This window comes from Amycolatopsis sp. WAC 01416, from assembly GCF_003947485.1.
Classification (GTDB): Bacteria; Actinomycetota; Actinomycetes; order Mycobacteriales; family Pseudonocardiaceae; genus Amycolatopsis.
Genome location: NZ_QHHX01000001.1, coordinates 184,848 through 205,624 on the forward strand (window position 1 = coordinate 184,848; position 20,777 = coordinate 205,624).

Here is a 20,777-nt window from a genome sequence, read left to right on the forward strand (position 1 = left end):
TCCTTTCGGGAGATCTCGCGGTTAAGGTGGCGTCGTGGCTCGAGCTCTCCTGCTTCGCTGCCGCGACGGGGCCTGATCGGACCGGCTCCCCGTCGCGGGGCTTCGTGGTGCCGGTCGTCGCACCCGATTCTTCAGGAGAACCCTCCCCTCATGAGCATCCGTAAGCCCACGCGCCCGGCCCCTTCAGAGCAGGCTTCGTGGAACACCCAGCGCGGCACTTCGATGCCCGTACACCGCTATCGCCCCTGGTACGACCTGGTCGAGGACATCTCGCTGCCCGACCGCACCTGGCCGGACAAGCGCATCGACACCGCGCCGCTGTGGTGCGCGGTCGACCTGCGCGACGGCAACCAGGCCCTGATCGACCCGATGTCGCCCGCGCGCAAGCGCAAGTTCTTCGACCTGCTGGTCCGCATGGGCTACAAGGAGATCGAGGTCGGCTTCCCGGCGGCGTCGCAGACGGACTTCGACTTCGTCCGCGAGATCATCGACGAGGGCGCCATCCCGGACGACGTCAGCATCCAGGTGCTGACCCAGTGCCGCCCGGAACTGATCGAGCGCACCTTCAAGGCGCTCGAAGGCGCGCCGCGCGCGATCGTCCACATCTACAACTCGACCTCGATCCTGCAGCGTCGCGTCGTGTTCCGCGAGGAGCGCATCGGCATCACGAAGATCGCTTCGCAGGCCGCTGAGCTGGTCGTCGACTACGCCGCGAAGCAGCCGGACACCGACTTCCGCTTCCAGTACTCGCCGGAGTCCTACACGGGCACCGAGCTGTCGTACGCGCTCGAGGTCTGCAACACGATCACCGAGATCTGGCAGCCGACGCCGGAGAAGCCCGCCATCCTGAACCTGCCCGCCACCGTCGAGATGGCGTCCCCGAACGTCTACGCCGACTCGATCGAGTGGATGCACCGCAACCTGGAGCGCCGCGATTCGGTGATCCTGTCGCTGCACCCGCACAACGACCGCGGCACCGGCATCGCCGCCGCCGAACTGGGCTTCCAGGCAGGCGCGGACCGGATCGAAGGCTGCCTGTTCGGCAACGGCGAGCGCACCGGCAACGTCGACCTGGTCGCGCTGGGCATGAACCTGTACAGCCAGGGCGTCGACCCGCAGATCGACTTCTCCGACATGGACGAGATCAAACGGACCGTCGAATACTGCAACCAGCTGCCGGTGCACGAACGCAGCCCGTGGGCCGGCGATCTGGTGTTCACCGCGTTCTCCGGCAGCCACCAGGACGCGATCAACAAGGGTCTCGACGCGATGAAGGCCGCCGCCGACAAGGCGGGGGCGCCGGTCGACGAGCACCCGTGGGAGGTCCCGTACCTGCCGATCGACCCGAAGGACATCGGCCGCAACTACGAGGCCGTCATCCGGGTGAACTCGCAGTCCGGCAAGGGCGGCGTCGCCTACATCATGAAGGCCGAGCACCAGCTCGACCTGCCGCGGCGCCTGCAGATCGAGTTCTCGAAGGTCGTCCAGCGCCACACCGACACCGAGGGCGGCGAGGTCGACCCGGCCACGATGTGGAACGCGTTCTCGGCCGAGTACCTGGAGCTGAAGACGCCGCTGGAGCTGGTCCGCCAGCACGTCAGGGACAACGGCGACGGTGAGTACGACATCACCGCCACCGTCCGGGTCGAAGGCGACGAACACGAGGTCACCGGCCGCGGGAACGGCCCGATCGCGGCGTTCTTCGACGCGCTGTCGACCGTCGGGTTCGACCTGCGGCTGCTGGACTACAGCGAGCACACGCTCTCGCCGGGCGACGACGCGCGCGCCGCGTCGTACATCGAGTGCGCGATCTCCGACCGGGTGTACTGGGGCATCGGGATCGACCCGTCGATCGTGACCGCTTCGCTGCGGGCCGTCGTCTCGGCCGTGAACCGGGCTCACCGGTAGTTTTCGCTTCGCGCGTGAAGGCCCCCTTCCCTCGGCTGAGCCGAGGGAAGGGGGCCTTCACGCGCTTCACCCCGGAAGCTTTGCCGTATCACGCGTGTCTGAAGGCGTAACTCGCGTGATTACAGCCGTAACTCGCGTGATCCGGCGAGAGGACGGGAGTGCTAGAGGGCCTTCACGGCGGCCAGGATGTCGGCCGGGTCGGTGCGGGTGGTGTAGTCCGGGTGCACGTCGATGTAGCGGATGACGCCTTCGCCGTCCACGACCAGGACGGTCGGGTACGGCAGCTCCCATTCCGCCGCCCCATTGATCTTCTCGACGTCGCCGATGAGCGTGTCGAAAGTCGGCTTCGTCTCCGGCGTCAGCCGGAACGTGATGCCGAGTGCGCGCCCGAGCCCGTTGTCCACATCGGACAGCACGGCGAACTCCAAATCCTTTGTGGACAGTGAATCGTCCGGCAGCTGCGGGCTGACCGCGACCAGCTTCACGCCCAGGTTTTCCAGCTCCGGCAACAGTTCCTGCTGATACGTGCGCAAGGCCAGATTGCAGTACGGGCACCACGCGCCGCGATAGAACACGACGACCGCGGGCCCGTCCGCGACCCGGACCCGAGTGCCGCCGGCGTCCGGCAGCGTGAGCTCCGGCATCGCCGTCCCCGGCTTCGCGGCCGCCTCGGCGACCACTCCGACGAACGTCTCGCGGTCGGCCTTGAGCACCTCGGCGATCTCCGCCGGAACGTGGCTCGCGACCGAGGTCCGCAGCTCGGCGAGGTCGGTGTTGAGATCCCCCATGGTCAGCTCCTTCTGTTGTACTGATCGGTACAGCGTGCTCGACTGTACTATCCGGTACATGAGTGGTCAACCGGCGAAGACCCCGCGAGGGCGGATGACTCGGGACGCGATCGTCGACGCGGCCGCCGAGCTGATGTACGTCAACGGCGTGGCCGGGACGAGCGTCGACAAGGTGCTCGCGGCCAGCGGCGCCGGGAAATCGCAGATGTACCACTACTTCAAGAACAAGGACGAGCTCGTCGAAGCGGTCATCGCCCGCTTCCTCGAGAAGATCCTCGGCAACCAGCCGACCATCTTCGAGCTGCACGACTGGGCCGATTTCGACCAGTGGGCGAGCGAGATCCTGGCCATCCAGACCACCCCCAAGGGACCGATCGCCTGCCCGCTCGGCAACCTCACCGGCGAACTCGGCGACGACCCCAAGATGGCGCCCCTGCTCGACAAGGCCTACCGCGAATGGGAATCACATCTCGAACGCGGACTGAAGTCCTTGCAAGCGAAGGGAAAGCTCGTCGACGACGCCGACCCGGCCAGGCTCGCGCAGGCCGCGATGGCCTGCGTCCAGGGCGGCCTCCTGATGGCACACGTGCGGCACGACGTCACGCCGATCGCCGACGCGCTCCGGATCGCGCTGGACCACCTGAAGAGTCACGCTCGCGCGTGAGCGCCGCGACCTCGACGGCGAGCGCGTCGAGCACCTTCGCCACCGCCGGCCGCGAAGACGCACCGAGCCGGTAGACCGCCTCCACGTGCCGCGCCGCCTTGATCCCGGCGAGCGGACGGCAGACGAGACCACTGCCGCGACGAGTGTCCATTGTGTACCGGGGCAGCAGCGCGATCCCGTGCCCGGCGGCGACGAGCCGCTCGGTGATACGGAAATCGTTGATGCGCTGGACGACCTGCGGGCGCACGCCGGTGCGGATGATCAGCGACTGGAGGATGTCGTCGACCGGGAAGCCGGCGTTGACGCTGATCCAGCGTTCGTCGGCCAATTCGGCGAGCTCGATGCGGCGCCGTTTCGCGAGCCGATGCCCCGCGGGGAGCGCGACGTCGAGCGGTTCACGCAGCAGATGCCGCGTCTCCAGCCGGTCCGAGCCGAGCGACGGCGCGTGTTCGTCCCGGTGCGCCACCACGATGTCGTAATCCGCGACGAGCCCGGGGACCTCGGGCGGGGTCATGTCGACGTCGCGCACGATGACGTCCAGTCCGTCGAACTCCGCCGTCCGGTGCAGCAGTCCGGGCAGCAGCATCAGCCCGGCCGACTGGAAGATCGCCATCCGCACGCGGCCGCGGGGAGCGCTGCGGTAAGTGTCCAATTCGGACTCCGCGCGTTCGAGGGCGGCGAGCACGTCGTCCGCGCGGGCGACCAGCGCGCGGCCCGCGTCGGTCAGCCGCAACCCTCTCCCGGCGGGTTCCGTGAGCGCGAGACCGACGTCACTCTGCAAGGCGCGCAACTGCTGGGAAACCGCGGACGGGGTGCAGTGCAACGCCTTCGCGGCCGCCGTCACGCTGCCGCGGTCGGCGAACTCCCGCAGGGTCCGCAACCGGCCGATGTCCATGCCGCCAGCATATGTGAAGCCGAACTGAACGATCGCTGCAAATATTCTCGCTGGTCCTAAATGGTCGTTACCCGTAAGAGTGAAGACATGCCCGCCCGCGATCGTCTGCTCGCCCTGCTCGTCGCCGTCCTCTGGGGCTGCAACTTCCTCGCCATCCACGCCACCCTCGGCCAGTTCCCGCCCGTCTTCGCCGGCGGGCTGCGCTTCGCGGTCATCGCCATCCCGACGATCCTGTTCGTGCCGTGGCCGAAGGTGAAGATCCGCCACTTGCTCGGCTACGGGCTCGGGTTCGGCACCGGGCAGTTCGTGTTCCTCTTCATCGCGATGGACACCGGCATGCCGACCGGTCTCGCGTCGCTGGTGCTGCAGGCTTCGGCCCCGTTCACCGTCCTGCTCGGCGCCGTCTTCCTGCGGGAACGCGTGTCCGGACGGCAGCTCGCCGGGATACTGCTCGCCGTCGCCGGAATGGCGACGATCGCCTGGCAGCAGGCGGGGAACGCCGCCCTGCTGCCGGTGATCCTGACCCTGCTCGGCGCGCTGAGCTGGGCGTTCGGCAATCTGAGCACCCGGCAGGCGGCACCGGACAACCCGCTGAACTTCGTCCTCTGGATGTCGGTGGTGCCGCCGCTGCCGATGTTCGCGCTGTCGCTGGTCATGGAGGGCCCCGCCGAGATCGGGCACTCGCTGAGCACGCTGGGTACCCCGACCGGCCTGATCGGCCTCGGTGGGCTCGCCTACGTGGTGCTGTTCGGCACGATCGTCGGCTCCGGGATCTGGACGTCGCTGATGCGCCGCAATCCGGCGGGCGTGGTCGCGCCGTTCTCCCTGCTGGTGCCGGTGGTCGGGCTGTCGATGGCGTTCCTGGTGCTGGACGAGCGGCCGTCGCCGCTGGAGATCGTCGCGGCGGCCGTGTTCATCGGCGGGGTCCTGTTCGGTTCGGCGAAACGCCGTGTGCGCGAGCCGGACTTCCTCCCTGAAGCCGAAACACCTCAGCCCACTGGCGTGCGGTGAGGGTTTTGGGCAGGGCCGTCGGCGGGATCCGCTCCTCCTGAAGCCGGCGCCGGGTCTCGCGGGACGCGCCGAGCATCTCCGCGATCCCCCGGCCCCGGCCGGTGAACACGCGCCGCACGAAATCCTGATAGCGCTCGCGGTCTTCGACGAGCGGACGCTCCCGGCGGGTCATGGTCAACAGCCCGCCGTCGACGCCGGGCCGAGGCCGGAACGCCGTAGCCGGGACCCTGCTGACCAGCCGGAACTCGAACCACGGCCACCACTGCGCGGTCATCATGGTCGCGCCGCCGACACCCGCGCGGCGGCGCGCCACCTCCCACTGCGTGAGCAGCACGGCGTCCGTCCACATCGGAGCGGTGAGGACGCGGCGCAGCAGCGCGGTGGTCAGGTGGAACGGCAGATTGCCGACCAGCACGTACGGCGTCGGCGGCGGGGTGAACCGCAGGAAGTCCGCGGTGACGATCTCCGTCGGCGGCTGGACGCGGCCCGCCAGCCTCGCGGCGCGGCGGTCGTCGACTTCGACGCCGGTCAACCGCCTGCCCAGCCGTTGCAGGGGCAGGGTCAGCGCGCCGTCGCCAGGGCCGATCTCGATGATCGGCCCGTCGGTGACGGCGACGAGCCGCACCACGGTTTCGATGGTGTTCCGGTCGATGAGGAAGTTCTGGCCGAGTTCATGACGGCCAGGACGTTGTGTGCGCAAGAGATCTCCGCGGCTTCGAGGTGAGCCGGGCAGCACGAGGCGGGCCCGGCGATGACTCGCTCGGGCGGCGGTTCCTTGCTGGACGCTGGGGATCCGCCGCTAGGCGCGGCGGGTCCTGGTGAACGCGGAAGCACACATGGCGGCGAAACTACCTCGGGCCGGCGTGCTCCCGCGAACGGTTTTACGCGCCGATCCGGCTCGTTCCGAGGTGCTCGACCGGCCCGGACAGCGCGGCCTTGACCCGGCGCGTGAGGTCGTCGGTGAGCACTTCGGTCTCGCCCTTTTCGAGCCCGTCGACGACCTGGCGGGCGACGTCACGCGGGTCGTTCTTGGGGATGTCGAGGCCCTGGGTCATGTCGGTGTCGGTGTAGCCGAGGTGGACGCCGACGACGTGGGTGCCCTGCTCGGCGAACTCGATCCGGAGCGAGTTGGTGAGTGACCAGAAGGCCGCCTTCGACGCGCCGTAGGAACCCGAGCCCGCCGCCCACGACAGGATCGAATGCACGTTGACCAGCGCTCCGCCGTCTTTGACTCGCGGCGCAAACGCTTGCGCGATCCGGAGCGCACCGAAGACGTTCGTCTCGAAGACCGGGCGGTGCGCGTCGACGTCTTCGGTGAGCAGCGAGCCGAGACCGAGGACCCCGGCGTTGTTGAAGACGATCGTGGCGTCACTCGCCCGCCCGGCCAGCGCGCGGACGGATTCCGGATCGGTGACGTCGAGCGGGAGCGGCACGATCCGCGGGTCGGTCTCCTCGCGCGGCGACCTGGCGGTCGCGTAGACCTTGGCGGCGCCGCGGTCGAGCAGTTCGGCGACGAACGCCTTGCCGAGTCCGCGCTGTCCGCCGGTGACCAGGACGACGGCGCCTTCGATGGAGGTCATGACTTGCTCCTTTGACAGAAGTGTTCGGCTTTTGCCTCTGTCGTCAGAATGGAGACGCGGGCCGACAGAGTCAAGTACGCTTGACCTATGTCATGGACCGCGACCGACCGATACCGGTTACGCACCGCCCCGTCGGGGTTGGCGCTCGTTCAGGACTTCCTCAACACGAAGGCGATCAAGACACACGGCCTCGACCTGCTGAGCGACGCCGACCTGGCGCGCCCCTGGGCCACCGAAGCACTGGCGGAATGGTCGCGGACCCGGGACGCCGACGTGCCCGAGATCACGTTGGGTCCGGGCGACCTTCGCGCGCTTCGAGAGCTTCGCGGGTCGTTCGTTTCACTCCTGGACGGCGTCGACGTGGCCGTCGAGAAGCCGATCAAGGCGGATCTTGCCCTGCGGGACGGCGTCGTCCGGCTGTTCCCGTCCGGCACCGGACGGCAGTGGCTCACTTCGGCGCTCTGGACGGAAACGCTGCTCGCGCAGCAGGCCGGAATCTGGCCTCGGCTGAAACTGTGCCGGCTCGACGGCTGCCGTTCGGCCTTCTACGACGTCTCGCGCAACAACAGCGGAGTCTGGCACGACGTGCGGACCTGCGGGAACGTCGCGAACCTGCGGGCGGCGCGGGAACGGAAGAAAGCGCTCAGCTGAACGAGGCCAGCGCCGACGGGATCGGGATCTCGCCGCCGATGACGTCGAAACCCTGGTTCTCGGTGAGCGGCTCTTCCAGCGTGCCGACCAGGACGGCGGCGACGTCCGCGCGGGAGACGCGGCCCGGTTCGAGATGACCGGCGACCTTGACGTGCCCGGTGGGATGGTCGTCGGTGAGGGTGCCGGGGCGGACGATCGTCCAGTTCAGGCTCGAACGGCGGAGGACGCTGTCGGAGATCTGCTTCGCCATCAGGATCGACCGCACCAGCCGATCGCCCTGATCCGGCGCGTCCGCGAACTGCGCGGAAAGCTGCACGAACCGCGAGACACCCGCCTTCTCCGCCGCGCGGATCGCGGTGATCACGCCGTCGCGGTCGACGAGATCGACCGAGGCCTGATCCGGATCGGGCGCGCCGATCGCGCTGATCACCACCTCGGAACCGGAGAGCGCCTCGACGAGGTCGTCCGCGTCGGCGGTGACGTCCGCGACCACGGTTTCGGCGCCGAGACCGGCGACCTCCTCCGCACGGCGACGGCTGCGCAACCCCGCCCGCACCTGATGTCCCCGCCCCCGCAGAAGCCGGACCACGTGGATCCCCGTCCGCCCCGACGCACCCAGCACTGTGACCCGCATTACACGAGTCTGCCCGAAGACCGCCGCTTTTGCCCGGTCACGCGCCCGCCGCAATTAGTCACCTGCTTGCGGTGCGGCTTGGCCTCGCGGCGGGCTTGGCGCCTCTCCGACCGGGGGCGCGCGTGTTGCGAAAGCCACTTTCGCAACCTTGAGCGTTGCGAAAGTGGCTTTCGCAACGCGTCCGGTCACGCGCCCGCCGCAATTAGTCACCTGCTTGTGGTGCGCGTGAAGGCCCCCTTCCCTCGGCTGGTCACTCAAAACCACGGCCGAGGGAAGGGGGCCTTCACGCGCTTCACAGCTGGAGCTAGAGGATCTCCGCCGCCGAGCCGACGTCCGGCAGTCCGCCGACGTCGGGGTTCAGGTCTCCGGCGTCGACGAGTTCCGCCTTGACCTCGTGCGGTTTGATCCGGCCATCGCGGATGTCCTCCGCGTAGTGGCAGGCGACCCGGTGCCCGGCGCCGATCTCCCGCAGCTGCGGGCGGTCGGTGTCGCACAGGCTCTGCTGCTTCCACGGACAACGCGTGTGGAACCGGCAGCCGGACGGCGGCCGCGCCGGCGAGGGCAGGTCACCGGCGAGCAGGATCTGCTCCCGGCTGTCCTCCACCACCGGGTCCGGCACCGGGATCGCCGAGAGCAGCGCCCGCGTGTACGGGTGCAGCGGGTTCTCGTAGAGCGCGTCGGCGTCGGCCTCTTCGACCAGCGAGCCGAGGTACATCACGCCGATGCGGTCGGAGATGTGCCGCACCACCGCGAGGTCGTGCGCGATCACCAGGTAGGTGAGCCCGAGCTTCTCCTGCAGATCCTCCAGGAGGTTGACCACCTGAGCCTGCACCGAGACGTCCAGCGCGGACACCGGTTCGTCGGCGACGATCAGGTCAGGCTCGACCGCGAGCGCCCGCGCGATGCCGATGCGCTGACGCTGGCCGCCCGAGAACTCGTGCGGGTACTTCCGCAGCGAGGACTCCGGAAGACCGACGGCGGCCAGGAGTTCGCGCAGCCGCTTGGCCGTCGCCTCCTTGTCGCTGGCGAGGCCGTGCGCCCTCATTCCTTCGGTCAGAATGGATTCCACCGACTGCCGAGGGTCCAAAGAGGACATCGGGTCCTGGAAGACCATCTGCATCCGGCGGCGTGCCTTGCGCAGGTCCTCGCCCTTGAGGCCCGCGACGTCGGTGCCGTCGAAGACGACGTTGCCGTTCGTCAGCTCGGTCAGCCGGAGGATCGCCCTGCCCAAAGTGGACTTCCCGCAGCCGGATTCCCCGACCAGACCGTAGGTTTCACCCTTGCGGATGGCCAGATCGACGCCGTCCACGGCGTACACATACCCGACGGTGCGGTCGAAAACGATGCCGCGTTTGATCGGGAAGTGCACCTTGAGGTCGTTGACCTCGAGCAGTACTTCCTGCTCCGGTACCGCGTGCGTCATCGGGCCCCTCCTCGTGCGGCCACGGCCGGGATCACCGGGTTGTGGCAGCGCAGCAGTCCACCGCGATCGGGGGTCAGCTGCGGTGAAACCTCCCGGCACACGCCGAGAGCGTTCGGGCAGCGGGGCGCGAAGGCGCAGCCGCCGTCCCACGGGATGTTGTCGGAGACGGATCCCTTGATGGGGATCAGTTTCTCGCCGCGGCCCGCGTCGAGCCGCGGGATCGAGGCGAGCAGGCCGTGCGTGTACGGGTGCCGGGGCTCGGCGAAGAGCGAGTGCCGCTCGGCCCGCTCGACGATCTTGCCGCCGTAGAGCACGTTGACCTCGTCGCAGAGTCCGGCGACGACACCGAGGTCGTGCGTGATCATGATCAGCGCGGTCCCGGTGTCCTGCACCAGTTCCCGCAGCAGCGCGAGGATCTGCGCCTGGATCGTCACGTCGAGCGCGGTGGTCGGCTCATCGGCGATGAGCAGCCGGGGACGGCAGGCGAGCGCGATCGCGATCAGCGCGCGCTGCCGCATCCCGCCGGAAAGCTGGTGCGGGTACTCGGAAAGCCGCCGTGCCGGGTCGGGGATGCCGACCTTGTCCAGCAGTTCCGCCGCCTCCACCGACGCCGCCTTGCGCGACATCCCGCGATGCCGCTCCAGCACCTCGGTGATCTGAAGGCCGATCGGGATGACCGGGTTCAGCGAGGACAGCGGATCCTGGAACACCATGCCGAGGTCGCGGCCGCGGCGGTCCCGCATTTCCTTGTCCGACAGGCTGAGCAGATCCGTGCCTTCGAACGACACCGAACCGCTGACGTGGTTGCCGCGTTTCGCGAGCAGCCGCATGATCGCCAGCGAGGTCACGGACTTGCCGCAACCGGACTCACCGACGAGGCCGACCGTCTGGCCGGGTTCGACGTCGAAACTGACCTCGTCCACCGCGGTGAACGGCTTCTCACCGCGCCGCTGGAAAACGACCTTGAGATCGCGTACTTCGAGGAGTGCCATCGTCACATCACCGCCTGTTCTTCGGATCGAGGGCTTCCCGCAAGGACTCGCCGAGCAGCGTGAACCCGAGCGCGACGATGATGATCGCGATGGCCGGGTAGTACGCCAGCTCGGGGCGGATGTCGAGGAACTGCCGAGCGCTGCGGCTCAGCATGATGCCCCATTCCGCCCGGTTCGGGTCCGGGTCGCCGAGACCGAGGAACGACAGCGCCGCCGCCTCGAGGATGGCGGTCGCCAGGGTCAGCGTGGCCTGCACGATGACCGGGCCGAGCGAGTTGGGCAGCATGTGCCGCAACACGACCGCCCTGCGTTTGACGCCGAGCGACGTCGCCGCGAGCACATGGTCGCTGTTCCGTTGCGCGAGCATCGAACCACGCAGCAACCGCGCGAAGATCGGCACGCTGACCATCGACACCGCGACGATCACCGTCCACTGGCTCGGCTTCTGGAACAGCGCGGCGACCGAGATCGCCAGCAGCAGCGACGGCACGGACAGCATGACGTCGACGAGCCGCATCAGCACGGTGTCGACCCAGCCGCCGAAAGCACCGGCGAGACCACCGATGATCATGCCGACCACGACGCCGATGATCGTCGCGAGCACACCGACCAGCAGCGTGTTCTGCGCGCCGACCAGCAGCCGCGAAAGGTAGTCGCGGCCGAAGTCGTCGACACCGAGCGGGAAACCGGGCTGAGCGCCCGGAATGATGCCCTGGCCGAGGATGACCTGGCTCTGCAGATACCGCTCGTAGGGATCCTTCGGCGCCAGAAGCGGCGCGAAGATGGCCACCAGCAGGAACAGGCCGGTGATCACGGCGCCGGTGATGGCCACCGGGCTCCGCATCATCCGGCGCAGCGCCTCGCCACCGAGGCTGTGCCCCTTCGCCGACGAAGCCGCGAGCTTGTCGATCGGCTCCTTCTTCTTGTTCAGCAAAGTGTTCATCGGACACGCACCCTCGGGTCGATGAGCCCGTACGAGACGTCGACCAGCATGTTCACCAGCACGTAGACCAGCGCGCCGAACAGCAGCAGCGCCTGCAGACGCGGGTAGTCACGCCGTTCGATGCCTTCGGCGAGCAGGAAGCCGAGGCCGCGGAAGTTGAACACCCGCTCGGTCAGCACGGCGCCACCGAGCAGCGCACCGGTCTGGAGACCGATGACGGTGACCACCGGCAGCAGGCCGTTGCGGAGCACGTGACGGCGCCGGACGATCGGCTGGGTCAGGCCCTTCGAGTTGGCCGTGCGGATGAAGTCCTCGTTCAGCACGTCCAGCACCGAAGCCCGGGTGATCCGCACGATGACCGCGAGCGGGATCGTGGCCAGCGCGAACGCCGGGAGGATCAGGTGGGCGATCGCGTCCCAGGCGGCGTCCCACTCCTGGGTGATGATGCCGTCGAGGACGGCGAACCCGGTGACGGTGGTGGCGTCGAGGCCCGCCATCTGACGGCCCTGCGAGGGAAGTCCCAGCGGGGCGGCCAGCAGGTCCTGCATCATGTAGCCGAGGAAGAACACCGGCACCGCGACGCCGACCAGGCTCAGCACGATGATGACGTTGTCGACGGCCCCGCCGCGGAAGCGGGCGGACAGGTAGCCGAACGGGATGCCGAAGCCCACCGCGATGAGCATCGCGCAGAAGCCGAGCTCGAGGGTGGCGGGCAGGAAGTTCCCGATCTCCGACATGACCGGCTGGGCGGAGACCAGCGAGTTGCCGAAGTCGCCGGTGATCGCCCGGCCGAGGAACTTGAAGTACTGGACGAAGATCGGATCGTCGAGGCCGAGGAGCTTGTTCAGGTCGGCGATCTTCTCCGGGGTCGCCTTGTCACCCAGGAGGGCGCCGGCGGGGCCGCCGGGAAGGGACCGGAGCCAGGCGAAGATCAAAATGGACAGGATCAAGAGCGTCGGTATCGCTTGTAGCAGCCGACGCACGAGAAAACGGAGCACGTGCGTTCCTTTGTTGCCAGCCCGGGAATGGGCCACAGGGGGCGGGCGCGGTAGCGCCCACCCCCTGGTGGCTTAGTGGTGGTGGATCAGTTGACCGTGACGGTGTAGAAGCGCTCGTCGGTCAGCGGGCTGGCGACCAGGCCCTTCACCTTCGGGCCGACGACGATCGCCGGGGGGCCGTAGGAGATCGGGATGGCGGGCAGGTATTCCATGATCTGCTTGTTGACTTCCTGGTACGCCTTGGTGTGCGCCTCGCCGGCGGGCGCGGCGTCCGCGGCGGAGAGGGCGTTGAAGAGCTCGGGGTTGCTGAAACCGAACTCCGCCTTCTCGCGGCCGAAGAAGGTGCCGACGAAGTTACCGGCGTCGTTGTAGTCACCGGTCCAGCCGAGCAGGTGCACGTCGTGCTTGCCCGCCTTCTGGACGTCGTCCTTGTAGCCACCGTTCCACGGCTTGGCGATCGGCTCGACCTTGATGCCCATGGCCTTCATGTCCTCGGACAGCGAGGTGAAGATGTCGGCCGGGTTCGGCATGTACGGCCGGGTGACCTCGGTCGGGTAGTAGAACTTGAGGGTCATGCCCTCGGCGCCGGCCGCCTTCAGCAGGTCTTTCGCCTTCTGAAGGTTGTAGTCGTACTTGGTGACGTTCTCGTTGTAGCCGTCGATCGCCTTCGGCACGAACTGCGTCGCGGTCTCGGCGCCCTCGGGGAGCTTCGACTTCACGAACTGCTCACGGTTGAGGCCGTACGCCAGCGCCTTGCGGACGTTGGGGTCCTTCAGCTTCGGGTTGTTCTTCTGGTTGATGCCCAGGTACAGGATGTTGAACGACGGGCGGATGAGCACCTGCTCACCGTCGTTGCGCAGCAGGCCGTAGTCCGCGGGCGACGGGTAGTCGTAGCCCTGGATGTCGCCGGCCTTGAGCGCCTGCTTGCGGGCGTTCTCATCCGGGATGACCTTGAAGACCAGCTTGTCGAGCTTGGCCGTCTGGGTCGGCGAGTCGGTGGCCTTGACCAGCGTGATCTCACCCTTGGCCTGGTCCCAGCTCTCGAACTTGAACGGGCCGGTGCCGGTCGGGTGCTTCAGCGCGTACTCCGGGTAGGAGAACGAGTCACCGCTCTGGGTGACGGCGTCGGCGTTGTACTTCTTCAGCGCGTCCGGGCTCTGGATGGACAGCGACGGAAGGGTGAAGGCCGCCGGGAAGGCGCCCTTGGCCTTGTTCAGGTTCAGGACGGCGGTGGACTCGTCCTTGGCCTGGCAGTCCTTGAACACCGGGTCGCCGGAAGCGTCGCCCTCGTTCTTGGCGAAGCCCTCGAAGACGTCGCCGTAGTAGATCATCTGGCTCTGGGCGGCGGCGCCCTTCATGTTGAACATGCGGTTGAAGTTGAAGCAGACCGCTTCGGCGTTGAACGGGGTGCCGTCGTGGAACTTCACGCCCTTCTTCAGGGAGAAGGTCCAGGTCTTGCCTTCGTTGCTGCCTTCCCACTTCTCCGCGAGACCAGGCTCGAGGTCCGCTGTCCCCGGCTTGTTCATGATCAGCGTGTCCATCATCTGGCGGATGATGCGGAAGGTTTCACCGTCGTCGTTGAAGAGCGGGTCGAACGTCTTCGGGTTACCGGCGGCTCCGAAGACCATGGTGCCTCCCGAGCCACCCCCTGCGCCTTCTTCACGCTTCGATTCGGCACAGGCGGAAATGGAGACCGCGAGTGCGCCGGCAAGCCCGATCAGGGCCACACGGCGTGCTCGGGTCACCCGCAGTTGCTGCATCTGGCACCCCTTGAGGAGATATTCGGTGTTTAGGCACCGTCGGCGTCGATCGGTCGAAACTCGAACTCCGCGGACGATCGGTGTGCTCGCCGACACTAGCGGGAACTCAGCCCGCACTTAAGCACGCGAGGTTACGATCGCGCTACACGACGGCCAATACGACCGCAAAGTGTCCGCAATTCTGGACGGAGTGTAATCAATTCCGGACCACTAACGCGCAGAGTGCCGGGTCACTGACTCAAATGGGTGCTTACCGCTACTACCAATGGGTCACTGACAAAACAGGACATCCGTGGGTATCGGGTCCCTCTCACAAGTGGTAGGGCCTCCCTGCACAAAGGTGCCGTGCCGGCGCCGGTGCAGGTGGTCGTGAGTGGCGATTCGGGTTCTAACCCGAATCGCCACTCACGACCACCTGCACCCGGTCCGCCGCGGCACGGGTCCCGTCCACGGCGAACCACCCGCGTTCGAACAGTTGCCAGCGCCGGAGGTCCACACGGGATTCCTCGCCGTCGCGGCCCGTCGCACGGTCGAGGCGTTCGGCCTCGTTCCCGCCGTCGAGCCAGGTCAGCAGCGACAACGACGGCCGGATCCGCGCGCGGCCACTGGAAACGCCTTCCAGCACCAGGACGTCGGGGGCCGGGATCTCGACTTCTTCACCCGGTCGAGGGGTGCCGCTGGTCCAGTCCACGCGCCGGTAGCGGCCGGGCCTGCCCGCGCGCAACGGTTCCAGTACCCCGGTTTCCAGGCGCGGCCACCACGAGACGGGCTCGTCCCAGGTGGCGAACTCGTCGGTGCTCACCAGCGCGACGTGAACGCCGCGGCCGGCGAGTTCGGCCACGATCTTCCCGGCCAGCGTGGACTTCCCGGAGCCGGACGGGCCGTCGACGGCGAGCACGCGGACGGCGCCCAACCTCGGCGGGGCCGCGAAAAGGGCGTCGATCAGCGTGCGCGTGCGGGGCTCACTTCGGGGAGCCCTTTGACGTTGTCGGGCGCGGCCGTCCTGGCTTCGAGCGCGGCGACGCGTTCTTCCAGGTCACGCTGGGCGTCGGCGAGTTCGCAGCGGAGCAGCGCGATCTCCTCGACGGAGGTCCGGACCTCTTCTTCGAGATGCCCGACCTCGGTCGACAGATGCAGCGCGACCAGTGCGAGCACCACACCGGCCAAGAGGAATACGAAGTTCGACGGCGTCTGAACGCCGGTTACCCGGGCCAGGAAGTCGGCGGCCTGCGGAACGAGGGCGAGCACGACCACGCCGACGGCGAGGACGAGCCAGACACCCGCGTACTTTTCCCGCAGTTTCCGCCGTCGCATCATCTCGAGGACGACGAACAGCACGAGACAGGCGACGACGATGCTGAGAATGCGCCAGCCAGCCATAATCAGCTCCTTTTACGCCGAATCCGACGAGTCGACGGCGGGGCGGCGGCGCACCAGCGCCAGCAGCAGGGCGAGTCCGGCGCGGCCGAGGTAGACGGCCGATTTCACCGGCGAATGGCTCGGCGTTCCGGCCGCCCGTTCGCGCATGATCACCGGGATTTCCTTGATCTTCAGTTCGGCGCGGATCGCCATCACGAGCGATTCGACCGTGTCGCCGAGGTATTCGGCCGGGTAGTACGCGGCGAACAGTTTGATCGCGCGCGGGCCCATCGCCTTGAACCCGGAGGTCACGTCGGTGAGCTTGGTCTTCCCGAGCCGGGAGAAAACGAGCGAGAGCGCGACCATCGCGTATTTCCGCGGGCCGCTCGCCTTGTACGAACCCTTGCCGGCGAACCGCGAGCCGATCGCGATGTCGGCGTCGTCGAGCGCGTCCAGCAGGGCGGCGACCTCGTCTGGATCGTGCTGGCCGTCCGCGTCCACCTGCACGACGACGTCGTAGCCGCGGGCGGCGGCGTACCGGAAGCCGGTGCGCATCGCCCCGCCGACGCCGAGGTTCACCGCCAGGCGGGCCACCTCCGCGCCCGCCGCGCGGGCGAGTTTGGCCGTGTCGTCGGACGAGCCGTCGTCGACGACCAGCACGTCCATGCCCGGCAAGGACTGCTTGACCTGGGAAATGACCGCGCCGACACTGGCCTGCTCGTTCAACGCGGGCATCACGATGAGTACGCGGCGGGTGGTCACGGACGTACTGGACACTGGATCACTCTATCTTCTTACTGGCCGTGAGCGGTGTCGGACCCGGCGGGCGCGCCATCGGCGACCACACCTTGCTGACCTTCGATTTCGTAAACCGACGCGTCGAGGTTGTGGAAGACGCGTTTGAAACCCGGAGTGATGTCGAGGCGCTGGAGACCCACCGCGGACTGCGCGTTGGAGGCCACCTTGCCCTTGCCGACGAGCACGTAACGCACCTTGAGGTCGGTGAGCGCCTCGCGCACGCGCGGCTCGCGGTTGATGTCGTTCAGGAAGACGCTGAGCCAGCCCGCCTTGGTGGTGAACTCGGCGCCGTAGTTGGTCCACTCGACCGGTTGAACCCCCGAAAGGGCGTACATCCACACCGAGCCGTCGGCCTTGTCGTTCATCACGCGCTCGCCCGGCACGACGTGCTTCCCGAGCCAGGCGTAGGCCTCTTCCTCGCCCTTGCTGACCGAGGGACCCTCGCCGTAGTTCATCGCGAGCCGCGCGGAGTTGCGGCCGATGTAGCCGCCCTTGCTCAGCACCGTGACGACCAGGCCGACCACCACCGCGCCCGCGATGGCGGCGGTGACCGGGTTCAGGCCGGGCCTGCGCTCGCCGAGCTTCTCCGCGATCTTGCCCGACGTGGTGTGCACGAACTCGCCGAACGCGACGGCGCCCGCCAGCGGAACGAGCGCGCCGATCCGCCAGTGGTCGTTGTAGAACACGCCGGTCAGGGTGTGGATGAGCGGGGTCTCCAGCGAGATCGTCGCGGCGAACAGGCCGCCGAGTACGACGTACGCGCCGACCATCCAGAGCATCCGCCGGTGCCGGACCAGGAAGAACACACCGATGATCGCCGGGATGCCGATCCACCACTGCGGGAACGACGCCATCGGCGAGAACGTGATGGTCTGCCCGAGCGCGCCGGACACGCTGGTCTCCGACGCCCAGAACGCGCTCGTCACTCCGCCCGCGTTGTAGAGCGCGGGCAGGACCTGTGGCACGCCGAGTACGACCGCCACCACGATCGTGGCCACCAGGGAAGCCGCGCTGCGGCGCCAGTCGATCTTCTCGAAGCGGAACAGCACCGCGAGCAGGATCAGCAGGAAGTAGACCATGATCACGAAGATCAGGCTGGTGTGCAGGCCGGCCAGCCCGGCGACGCCGACGCCGATCGCGACCGGTCCGGCGACGCCGTTCGGCTTGAGCAGCAGGCGGGCGAGCGCGAGCATCGCGGGCACGAGCGCCACCCCGGCGACGTACGGCCACAGCGGACCGCGCCACAGCGAGTCGTACGGGAACGCGGTGAACCAGGTGGACACGGCCGCGGCGGCGGCGGTCGCGAGGACCGGCATGCGCCAGGCGCGGCACATCGCCGCGACGCCGACCGGGACGGTCAGCACGACCATGAGCGCCGCCAGGTTCAGCGTCGGCATCATCGTCAGGCCGCCCTTGCCGAAGATCAGGGCGAGCAGCGCGTGGTAGGTGTCCGGGTAGAAGTAGTCGTGCTGGTTCGGCAGGTTCGCGATGGTGCCGACGGTCGACGCGCGTGCGTCGCCGTGCTCGGCGATCCAGCGCACCAGGTTGCCGTGGAACGGGGCGTCCCAGCCCTGCTGGACGTTCTCCAGGGTGTGCGAACCACGCAGGAAGGTGACCAGGCCGACGCCGAGGCCCACCACGACACCGGCGCCGATCAGCAGGTGATCGCGCAGAGAGCGTTTCGTCTCGTCGTCGTCTTCGTCCTCGGCCCACTCTGGGTGCCGCTTCGCGGTGAAGCGGAGCACGAGGAACGAAAGGCCGAAGCCGACGAGGGACAGCAGCAACACCCACAGGCCGACGTTCAGCATCGTCCAGCGGATGCCGAAGCGGCCGAGGATCGGGACGCCGATGGCGACGAGGCCGAAGGTCAGCAGCGGGGCCGCGGCGGCGAGGGTCCAGCCGCGCAGCCTGATCGCGGCGCCGAAGACGAGCCCCGGCAGCCAGAACGCCAGCAAGACCAAAAGAACGTTCATCGAATTCGCTGTCCAACCCTATTCGGCGTCAGGAACGCCACCGAAGTTCGCGGCGCGCGATGGCGCCGCCACACTATCGAGACGTTTCGGAAGGCCGCGCGTTGCCCGGCCCGGGCGTGCCGCGCACCACGAACGCCATGACGACAAGCAGGCCGACGGTCGGTCCGGCGGCGAGGCCGACGACGGCGCGCACGACGGTGTCGCCCGGGAAGAACAGCAGGACCAGCGCGGTCGCGACGACGACGGCCGCCCAGGTGATCAACACCTTCGTGGCCTTGGCCTGCGCGACGAGGACGGCGGCGAGCAGCTGCATCGCGGCCAGCAGCACCGAGGACCAGACGAGCCCGGCCATCCACCAGGCCTCGGGGTTGTTCTTGGCGTCGTAGACCAGGCGCACGACCCACGGGCCGATCAGCCAGCCGATCAGCGCACCGAGTGCCGCGAGCGCCAGCGCACCCACCGAACCGAGCGCGAGCAGCTTCCGCAGCCGGTGCTTGCCCTCCTCGGTGCTGGACAGACGCACCACGGTCGGCACCGCGAGGGCCTGGACCGGCGCCATCAGCGTGAGCGGCGTCCTGGCCACGAACAGGGCGAGGAAGAGCACGCCGAGCTTGTCCTTGTCGCCACCGGGGGCGAGCAGGCTGACCAGCGCGGGGTACCCGGTGATGACGCTCGCGGTGAGCCCGGCGCCCGCGAGGAGCATCAGCATGTTCTTGACGATCGGCTTCGCGGGCACGTCGGCTTCGAGCTTGGGATCGACCAGCTTGGCGGCACCACGGGCGAAGAGCAGCCAGGCGAACGAGCCGGTCGCGGCGGCGATGGCGAACCAGTAGACCTGGGTGAGCCCGGCGACCACCACGGCCGCGACCACCAGGATCCGCACGGCCGCCTCGACCAGGATCAGCCAGGAGTAGGACCGGACGTGGTCCTGGCCGATCAGCAGCCCGCGCGCGGCGAACTGGAAGGCGAACGAAAGCCCGCCGGCGAGCACGATCACGGCGAGCGCGAACTGGCCGCCGTAGACCTTGTCGGTGATCGGCGGAAGCAACGTGACCAGTCCGACGATCGCCACGGCGATCGCGCTGGTGACGAACGCGACCACCGCCGGACGCCCTGCCTTGCGCCCCTCGAGCGCGGCGTGCGCGGACTGGCGCGAGATCTCCTGCTCAAGCGGGGACAGGGCGGCGCCCAGCCCCATCAACATGCCCCAGAAGGAGAGCAGGACGGCGTTGTCGGCCTTCGACAGCGTCCGGCCCCAGACGACGGTGAGGACGTAGCCGAGCGCGATCGCGATCAGCAGGTAGACGCCGATCCGCCCGGCGGATTTCCCGGTGTCCTTCGCCAGTTTTTCGCTGCTCACCGTGCTGCTCATCGCCGCAGCCGGGCCCGCAGCGCCATGAAGAGGCCTCGGAGCGCTCCGGCGCCGAAGCCGGCGGCGAACACCGGGGTGAGCTGGGCGACCGCCTTGGCCTCGGCCTTGGTCGCGCCGAACTTCGTCACCGCGAAGCCGGCGGCGGTCGAACCCGCGGCGGCCAGCGCGACAGCGGTCTTCGGGCGCTTCGCGGCGACACCGAGCCCGAGCACTCCGACGGCCATGGCGGCGAACAGTCCGTTGCGCGCGGGCCCCGGCGACGCGAGATACGAATCGACGAACGTGGTGCCGCGGAAATACGACTGGCCGATGAACTTCTTGAACGAATCCCGGCCGTGGTAGGTCGCGGAGAAGCCGGGCGCGAGGAAGATGCGGTGACGTTCGGCGATCCAGCGCAGAACACCCGTGTCGTCACTGGCGAAACGGACGTCTTCGAAGAGCGACTCGAACGCGTTGGACGAATCCTCGAGAACGTCCTTCGGCGCGGAAAAGAATCCCGTGCCTTTAGGGAAGACGTCGAACTCTTCGATACCGAAGGACATCAACCGCGGGTTCGCGCAATAACGGCGCCACGGGATCTTGACCAGCCCGGCCATGAATCCCGCATACGGATTGTGTTCGGACGCGACGTTGACGTGACCGTTCCACACCGTGCGTTCGGGATGGTCCACGAGCTGGTCGCGGAGGAAGGTGAGCGAGCCGGAGTCCACGATCACGCGGCTGTCGAGCAGCAGGATCTGCCGCCCGGACGCCTTCGCGATCCCCGCCCGGCGTGCCTCGAACCGGCCGCTGTTCGGCTGGGTGAGCACGGTGATGCCGTACAGCTCCTGCAGCTTGGCGAGCTTGTCGCCGGTGCCGTCGGTGCTGCCGTCGTCGACCACGACGACCTCGACCGGCCAGTTCGCCGCCTGTGCCGACGCGATCAGCGCCCCCACACTGCGGTCGATCCAGTTCTGCTCGTTGTAGACCGGGATCACCACGGACAGGGCCGGGAGGAGCGAATTCGCACTCACCCCGGCGAGGCTACC

20 protein-coding genes are annotated in these 20,777 nt (G+C 68.2%); 4 read left to right on the top strand and 16 right to left on the bottom strand.

Annotated elements, in window-relative coordinates:
* Window positions 1-150 precede the first annotated feature (150 nt).
* The gene (gene leuA, locus DL990_RS00915) at window positions 151-1,908 is read left to right on the top strand and encodes a 2-isopropylmalate synthase (protein WP_199746173.1); all 1,758 of its coding nucleotides are present in this window, start codon (window positions 151-153) and stop codon (window positions 1,906-1,908) included.
* 161 nt (window positions 1,909-2,069) lie between these two features.
* Here the strand turns inward: leuA and DL990_RS00920 are convergent, their stop codons facing one another.
* Window positions 2,070-2,696, bottom strand: a complete 627-nt coding sequence (locus DL990_RS00920; protein ID WP_125797628.1) for a peroxiredoxin-like family protein — start codon at window positions 2,694-2,696, stop codon at window positions 2,070-2,072.
* Window positions 2,697-2,754: 58 nt separating this feature from the next.
* On the opposite strand from DL990_RS00920, the gene DL990_RS00925 reads away from it, so the two are divergent.
* Window positions 2,755-3,360 (top strand): TetR/AcrR family transcriptional regulator, encoded by a 606-nt coding sequence (locus DL990_RS00925; RefSeq protein ID WP_370451224.1) that lies wholly within the window; start codon window positions 2,755-2,757, stop codon window positions 3,358-3,360.
* On the opposite strand, the gene DL990_RS00930 is transcribed toward DL990_RS00925, so the two are convergent.
* Window positions 3,296-4,255 (bottom strand): LysR family transcriptional regulator, encoded by a 960-nt coding sequence (locus DL990_RS00930; RefSeq protein WP_125797629.1) that lies wholly within the window; start codon window positions 4,253-4,255, stop codon window positions 3,296-3,298. The genes DL990_RS00925 and DL990_RS00930 overlap by 65 nt on opposite strands.
* Before the next feature lie 87 nt (window positions 4,256-4,342).
* Between DL990_RS00930 and DL990_RS00935 the strand changes: the two genes are divergently transcribed.
* A complete protein-coding gene (locus tag DL990_RS00935; RefSeq protein ID WP_125797630.1) occupies window positions 4,343-5,266 on the top strand; it encodes an EamA family transporter in 924 nt (307 codons plus the stop codon).
* On the opposite strand, the gene erm is transcribed toward DL990_RS00935, so the two are convergent.
* Together erm and DL990_RS00945 are read right to left on the bottom strand one after the other, a co-directional pair.
* On the bottom strand, window positions 5,169-5,966 hold the full coding sequence (gene erm / locus DL990_RS00940; RefSeq protein WP_125797631.1) for a 23S ribosomal RNA methyltransferase Erm: 798 nt from the start codon (window positions 5,964-5,966) through the stop codon (window positions 5,169-5,171). The two genes, DL990_RS00935 and erm, sit on opposite strands and share 98 nt — an antisense overlap.
* A 181-nt stretch (window positions 5,967-6,147) precedes the next feature.
* Window positions 6,148-6,846 (bottom strand): SDR family oxidoreductase, encoded by a 699-nt coding sequence (locus tag DL990_RS00945; protein WP_125797632.1) that lies wholly within the window; start codon window positions 6,844-6,846, stop codon window positions 6,148-6,150.
* 87 nt (window positions 6,847-6,933) lie between these two features.
* Between DL990_RS00945 and DL990_RS00950 the strand changes: the two genes are divergently transcribed.
* Window positions 6,934-7,497 (top strand): CGNR zinc finger domain-containing protein, encoded by a 564-nt coding sequence (locus tag DL990_RS00950; protein WP_125784970.1) that lies wholly within the window; start codon window positions 6,934-6,936, stop codon window positions 7,495-7,497.
* Here the strand turns inward: DL990_RS00950 and DL990_RS00955 are convergent.
* The 12 genes from DL990_RS00955 to DL990_RS01015 all read right to left on the bottom strand — a co-directional run bounded on the left by DL990_RS00955 (window position 7,490) and on the right by DL990_RS01015 (window position 20,762).
* On the bottom strand, window positions 7,490-8,131 hold the full coding sequence (locus tag DL990_RS00955; RefSeq protein ID WP_125797633.1) for an SDR family oxidoreductase: 642 nt from the start codon (window positions 8,129-8,131) through the stop codon (window positions 7,490-7,492). The two genes, DL990_RS00950 and DL990_RS00955, sit on opposite strands and share 8 nt — an antisense overlap.
* Before the next feature lie 304 nt (window positions 8,132-8,435).
* Complete coding sequence (locus tag DL990_RS00965; RefSeq protein ID WP_125784968.1) at window positions 8,436-9,554, bottom strand: ABC transporter ATP-binding protein; 1,119 nt, start codon at window positions 9,552-9,554, stop codon at window positions 8,436-8,438.
* The gene (locus DL990_RS00970) at window positions 9,551-10,546 is read right to left on the bottom strand and encodes an ABC transporter ATP-binding protein (protein WP_125784967.1); all 996 of its coding nucleotides are present in this window, start codon (window positions 10,544-10,546) and stop codon (window positions 9,551-9,553) included. The genes DL990_RS00965 and DL990_RS00970 overlap by 4 nt, the downstream gene beginning before the upstream one ends.
* A gap of 7 nt (window positions 10,547-10,553) precedes the next feature.
* Window positions 10,554-11,489: an ABC transporter permease gene (locus DL990_RS00975; RefSeq protein ID WP_125784966.1), complete on the bottom strand. Its 936-nt coding sequence runs from the start codon at window positions 11,487-11,489 to the stop codon at window positions 10,554-10,556.
* Complete coding sequence (locus tag DL990_RS00980; protein WP_125784965.1) at window positions 11,486-12,487, bottom strand: ABC transporter permease; 1,002 nt, start codon at window positions 12,485-12,487, stop codon at window positions 11,486-11,488. The genes DL990_RS00975 and DL990_RS00980 overlap by 4 nt, the downstream gene beginning before the upstream one ends.
* Before the next feature lie 86 nt (window positions 12,488-12,573).
* Window positions 12,574-14,115 (bottom strand): ABC transporter substrate-binding protein, encoded by a 1,542-nt coding sequence (locus DL990_RS00985; RefSeq protein WP_125784964.1) that lies wholly within the window; start codon window positions 14,113-14,115, stop codon window positions 12,574-12,576.
* Between the two features lie 520 nt (window positions 14,116-14,635).
* Window positions 14,636-15,193, bottom strand: coding sequence for a uridine kinase (locus DL990_RS00990; RefSeq protein ID WP_125784963.1), 558 nt, complete (start codon window positions 15,191-15,193; stop codon window positions 14,636-14,638).
* Window positions 15,190-15,627, bottom strand: coding sequence for a DUF2304 domain-containing protein (locus DL990_RS00995; RefSeq protein WP_125784962.1), 438 nt, complete (start codon window positions 15,625-15,627; stop codon window positions 15,190-15,192). The genes DL990_RS00990 and DL990_RS00995 overlap by 4 nt, the downstream gene beginning before the upstream one ends.
* Window positions 15,628-15,639: 12 nt before the next feature.
* The gene (locus DL990_RS01000) at window positions 15,640-16,383 is read right to left on the bottom strand and encodes a glycosyltransferase family 2 protein (RefSeq protein WP_255431295.1); all 744 of its coding nucleotides are present in this window, start codon (window positions 16,381-16,383) and stop codon (window positions 15,640-15,642) included.
* Between the two features lie 17 nt (window positions 16,384-16,400).
* The gene (locus DL990_RS01005) at window positions 16,401-18,377 is read right to left on the bottom strand and encodes a DUF6541 family protein (protein ID WP_125797635.1); all 1,977 of its coding nucleotides are present in this window, start codon (window positions 18,375-18,377) and stop codon (window positions 16,401-16,403) included.
* A gap of 73 nt (window positions 18,378-18,450) precedes the next feature.
* A complete protein-coding gene (locus tag DL990_RS01010) occupies window positions 18,451-19,749 on the bottom strand; it encodes a hypothetical protein (RefSeq protein WP_125797636.1) in 1,299 nt (432 codons plus the stop codon).
* Complete coding sequence (locus tag DL990_RS01015; protein ID WP_125784959.1) at window positions 19,746-20,762, bottom strand: glycosyltransferase family A protein; 1,017 nt, start codon at window positions 20,760-20,762, stop codon at window positions 19,746-19,748. The genes DL990_RS01010 and DL990_RS01015 overlap by 4 nt, the downstream gene beginning before the upstream one ends.
* Window positions 20,763-20,777 lie beyond the last annotated feature (15 nt).

Bases quoted from the DNA above. Each gene is read 5' to 3' on its own strand.
- leuA (WP_199746173.1), top strand. From the start codon at position 151: ATGAGCATCCGTAAGCCCACGCGCCCGGCCCCTTCAGAGCAGGCTTCG.
- DL990_RS00920 (WP_125797628.1), bottom strand. From the start codon at position 2,696: ATGGGGGATCTCAACACCGACCTCGCCGAGCTGCGGACCTCGGTCGCG.
- DL990_RS00925 (WP_370451224.1), top strand. From the start codon at position 2,755: ATGAGTGGTCAACCGGCGAAGACCCCGCGAGGGCGGATGACTCGGGAC.
- DL990_RS00930 (WP_125797629.1), bottom strand. From the start codon at position 4,255: ATGGACATCGGCCGGTTGCGGACCCTGCGGGAGTTCGCCGACCGCGGC.
- DL990_RS00935 (WP_125797630.1), top strand. From the start codon at position 4,343: ATGCCCGCCCGCGATCGTCTGCTCGCCCTGCTCGTCGCCGTCCTCTGG.
- DL990_RS00945 (WP_125797632.1), bottom strand. From the start codon at position 6,846: ATGACCTCCATCGAAGGCGCCGTCGTCCTGGTCACCGGCGGACAGCGC.
- DL990_RS00950 (WP_125784970.1), top strand. From the start codon at position 6,934: ATGTCATGGACCGCGACCGACCGATACCGGTTACGCACCGCCCCGTCG.
- DL990_RS00955 (WP_125797633.1), bottom strand. From the start codon at position 8,131: ATGCGGGTCACAGTGCTGGGTGCGTCGGGGCGGACGGGGATCCACGTG.
- DL990_RS00965 (WP_125784968.1), bottom strand. From the start codon at position 9,554: ATGACGCACGCGGTACCGGAGCAGGAAGTACTGCTCGAGGTCAACGAC.
- DL990_RS00970 (WP_125784967.1), bottom strand. From the start codon at position 10,546: ATGGCACTCCTCGAAGTACGCGATCTCAAGGTCGTTTTCCAGCGGCGC.
- DL990_RS00975 (WP_125784966.1), bottom strand. From the start codon at position 11,489: ATGAACACTTTGCTGAACAAGAAGAAGGAGCCGATCGACAAGCTCGCG.
- DL990_RS00985 (WP_125784964.1), bottom strand. From the start codon at position 14,115: ATGGTCTTCGGAGCCGCCGGTAACCCGAAGACGTTCGACCCGCTCTTC.
- DL990_RS00995 (WP_125784962.1), bottom strand. From the start codon at position 15,627: ATGGCTGGCTGGCGCATTCTCAGCATCGTCGTCGCCTGTCTCGTGCTG.
- DL990_RS01005 (WP_125797635.1), bottom strand. From the start codon at position 18,377: ATGAACGTTCTTTTGGTCTTGCTGGCGTTCTGGCTGCCGGGGCTCGTC.
- DL990_RS01010 (WP_125797636.1), bottom strand. From the start codon at position 19,749: ATGAGCAGCACGGTGAGCAGCGAAAAACTGGCGAAGGACACCGGGAAA.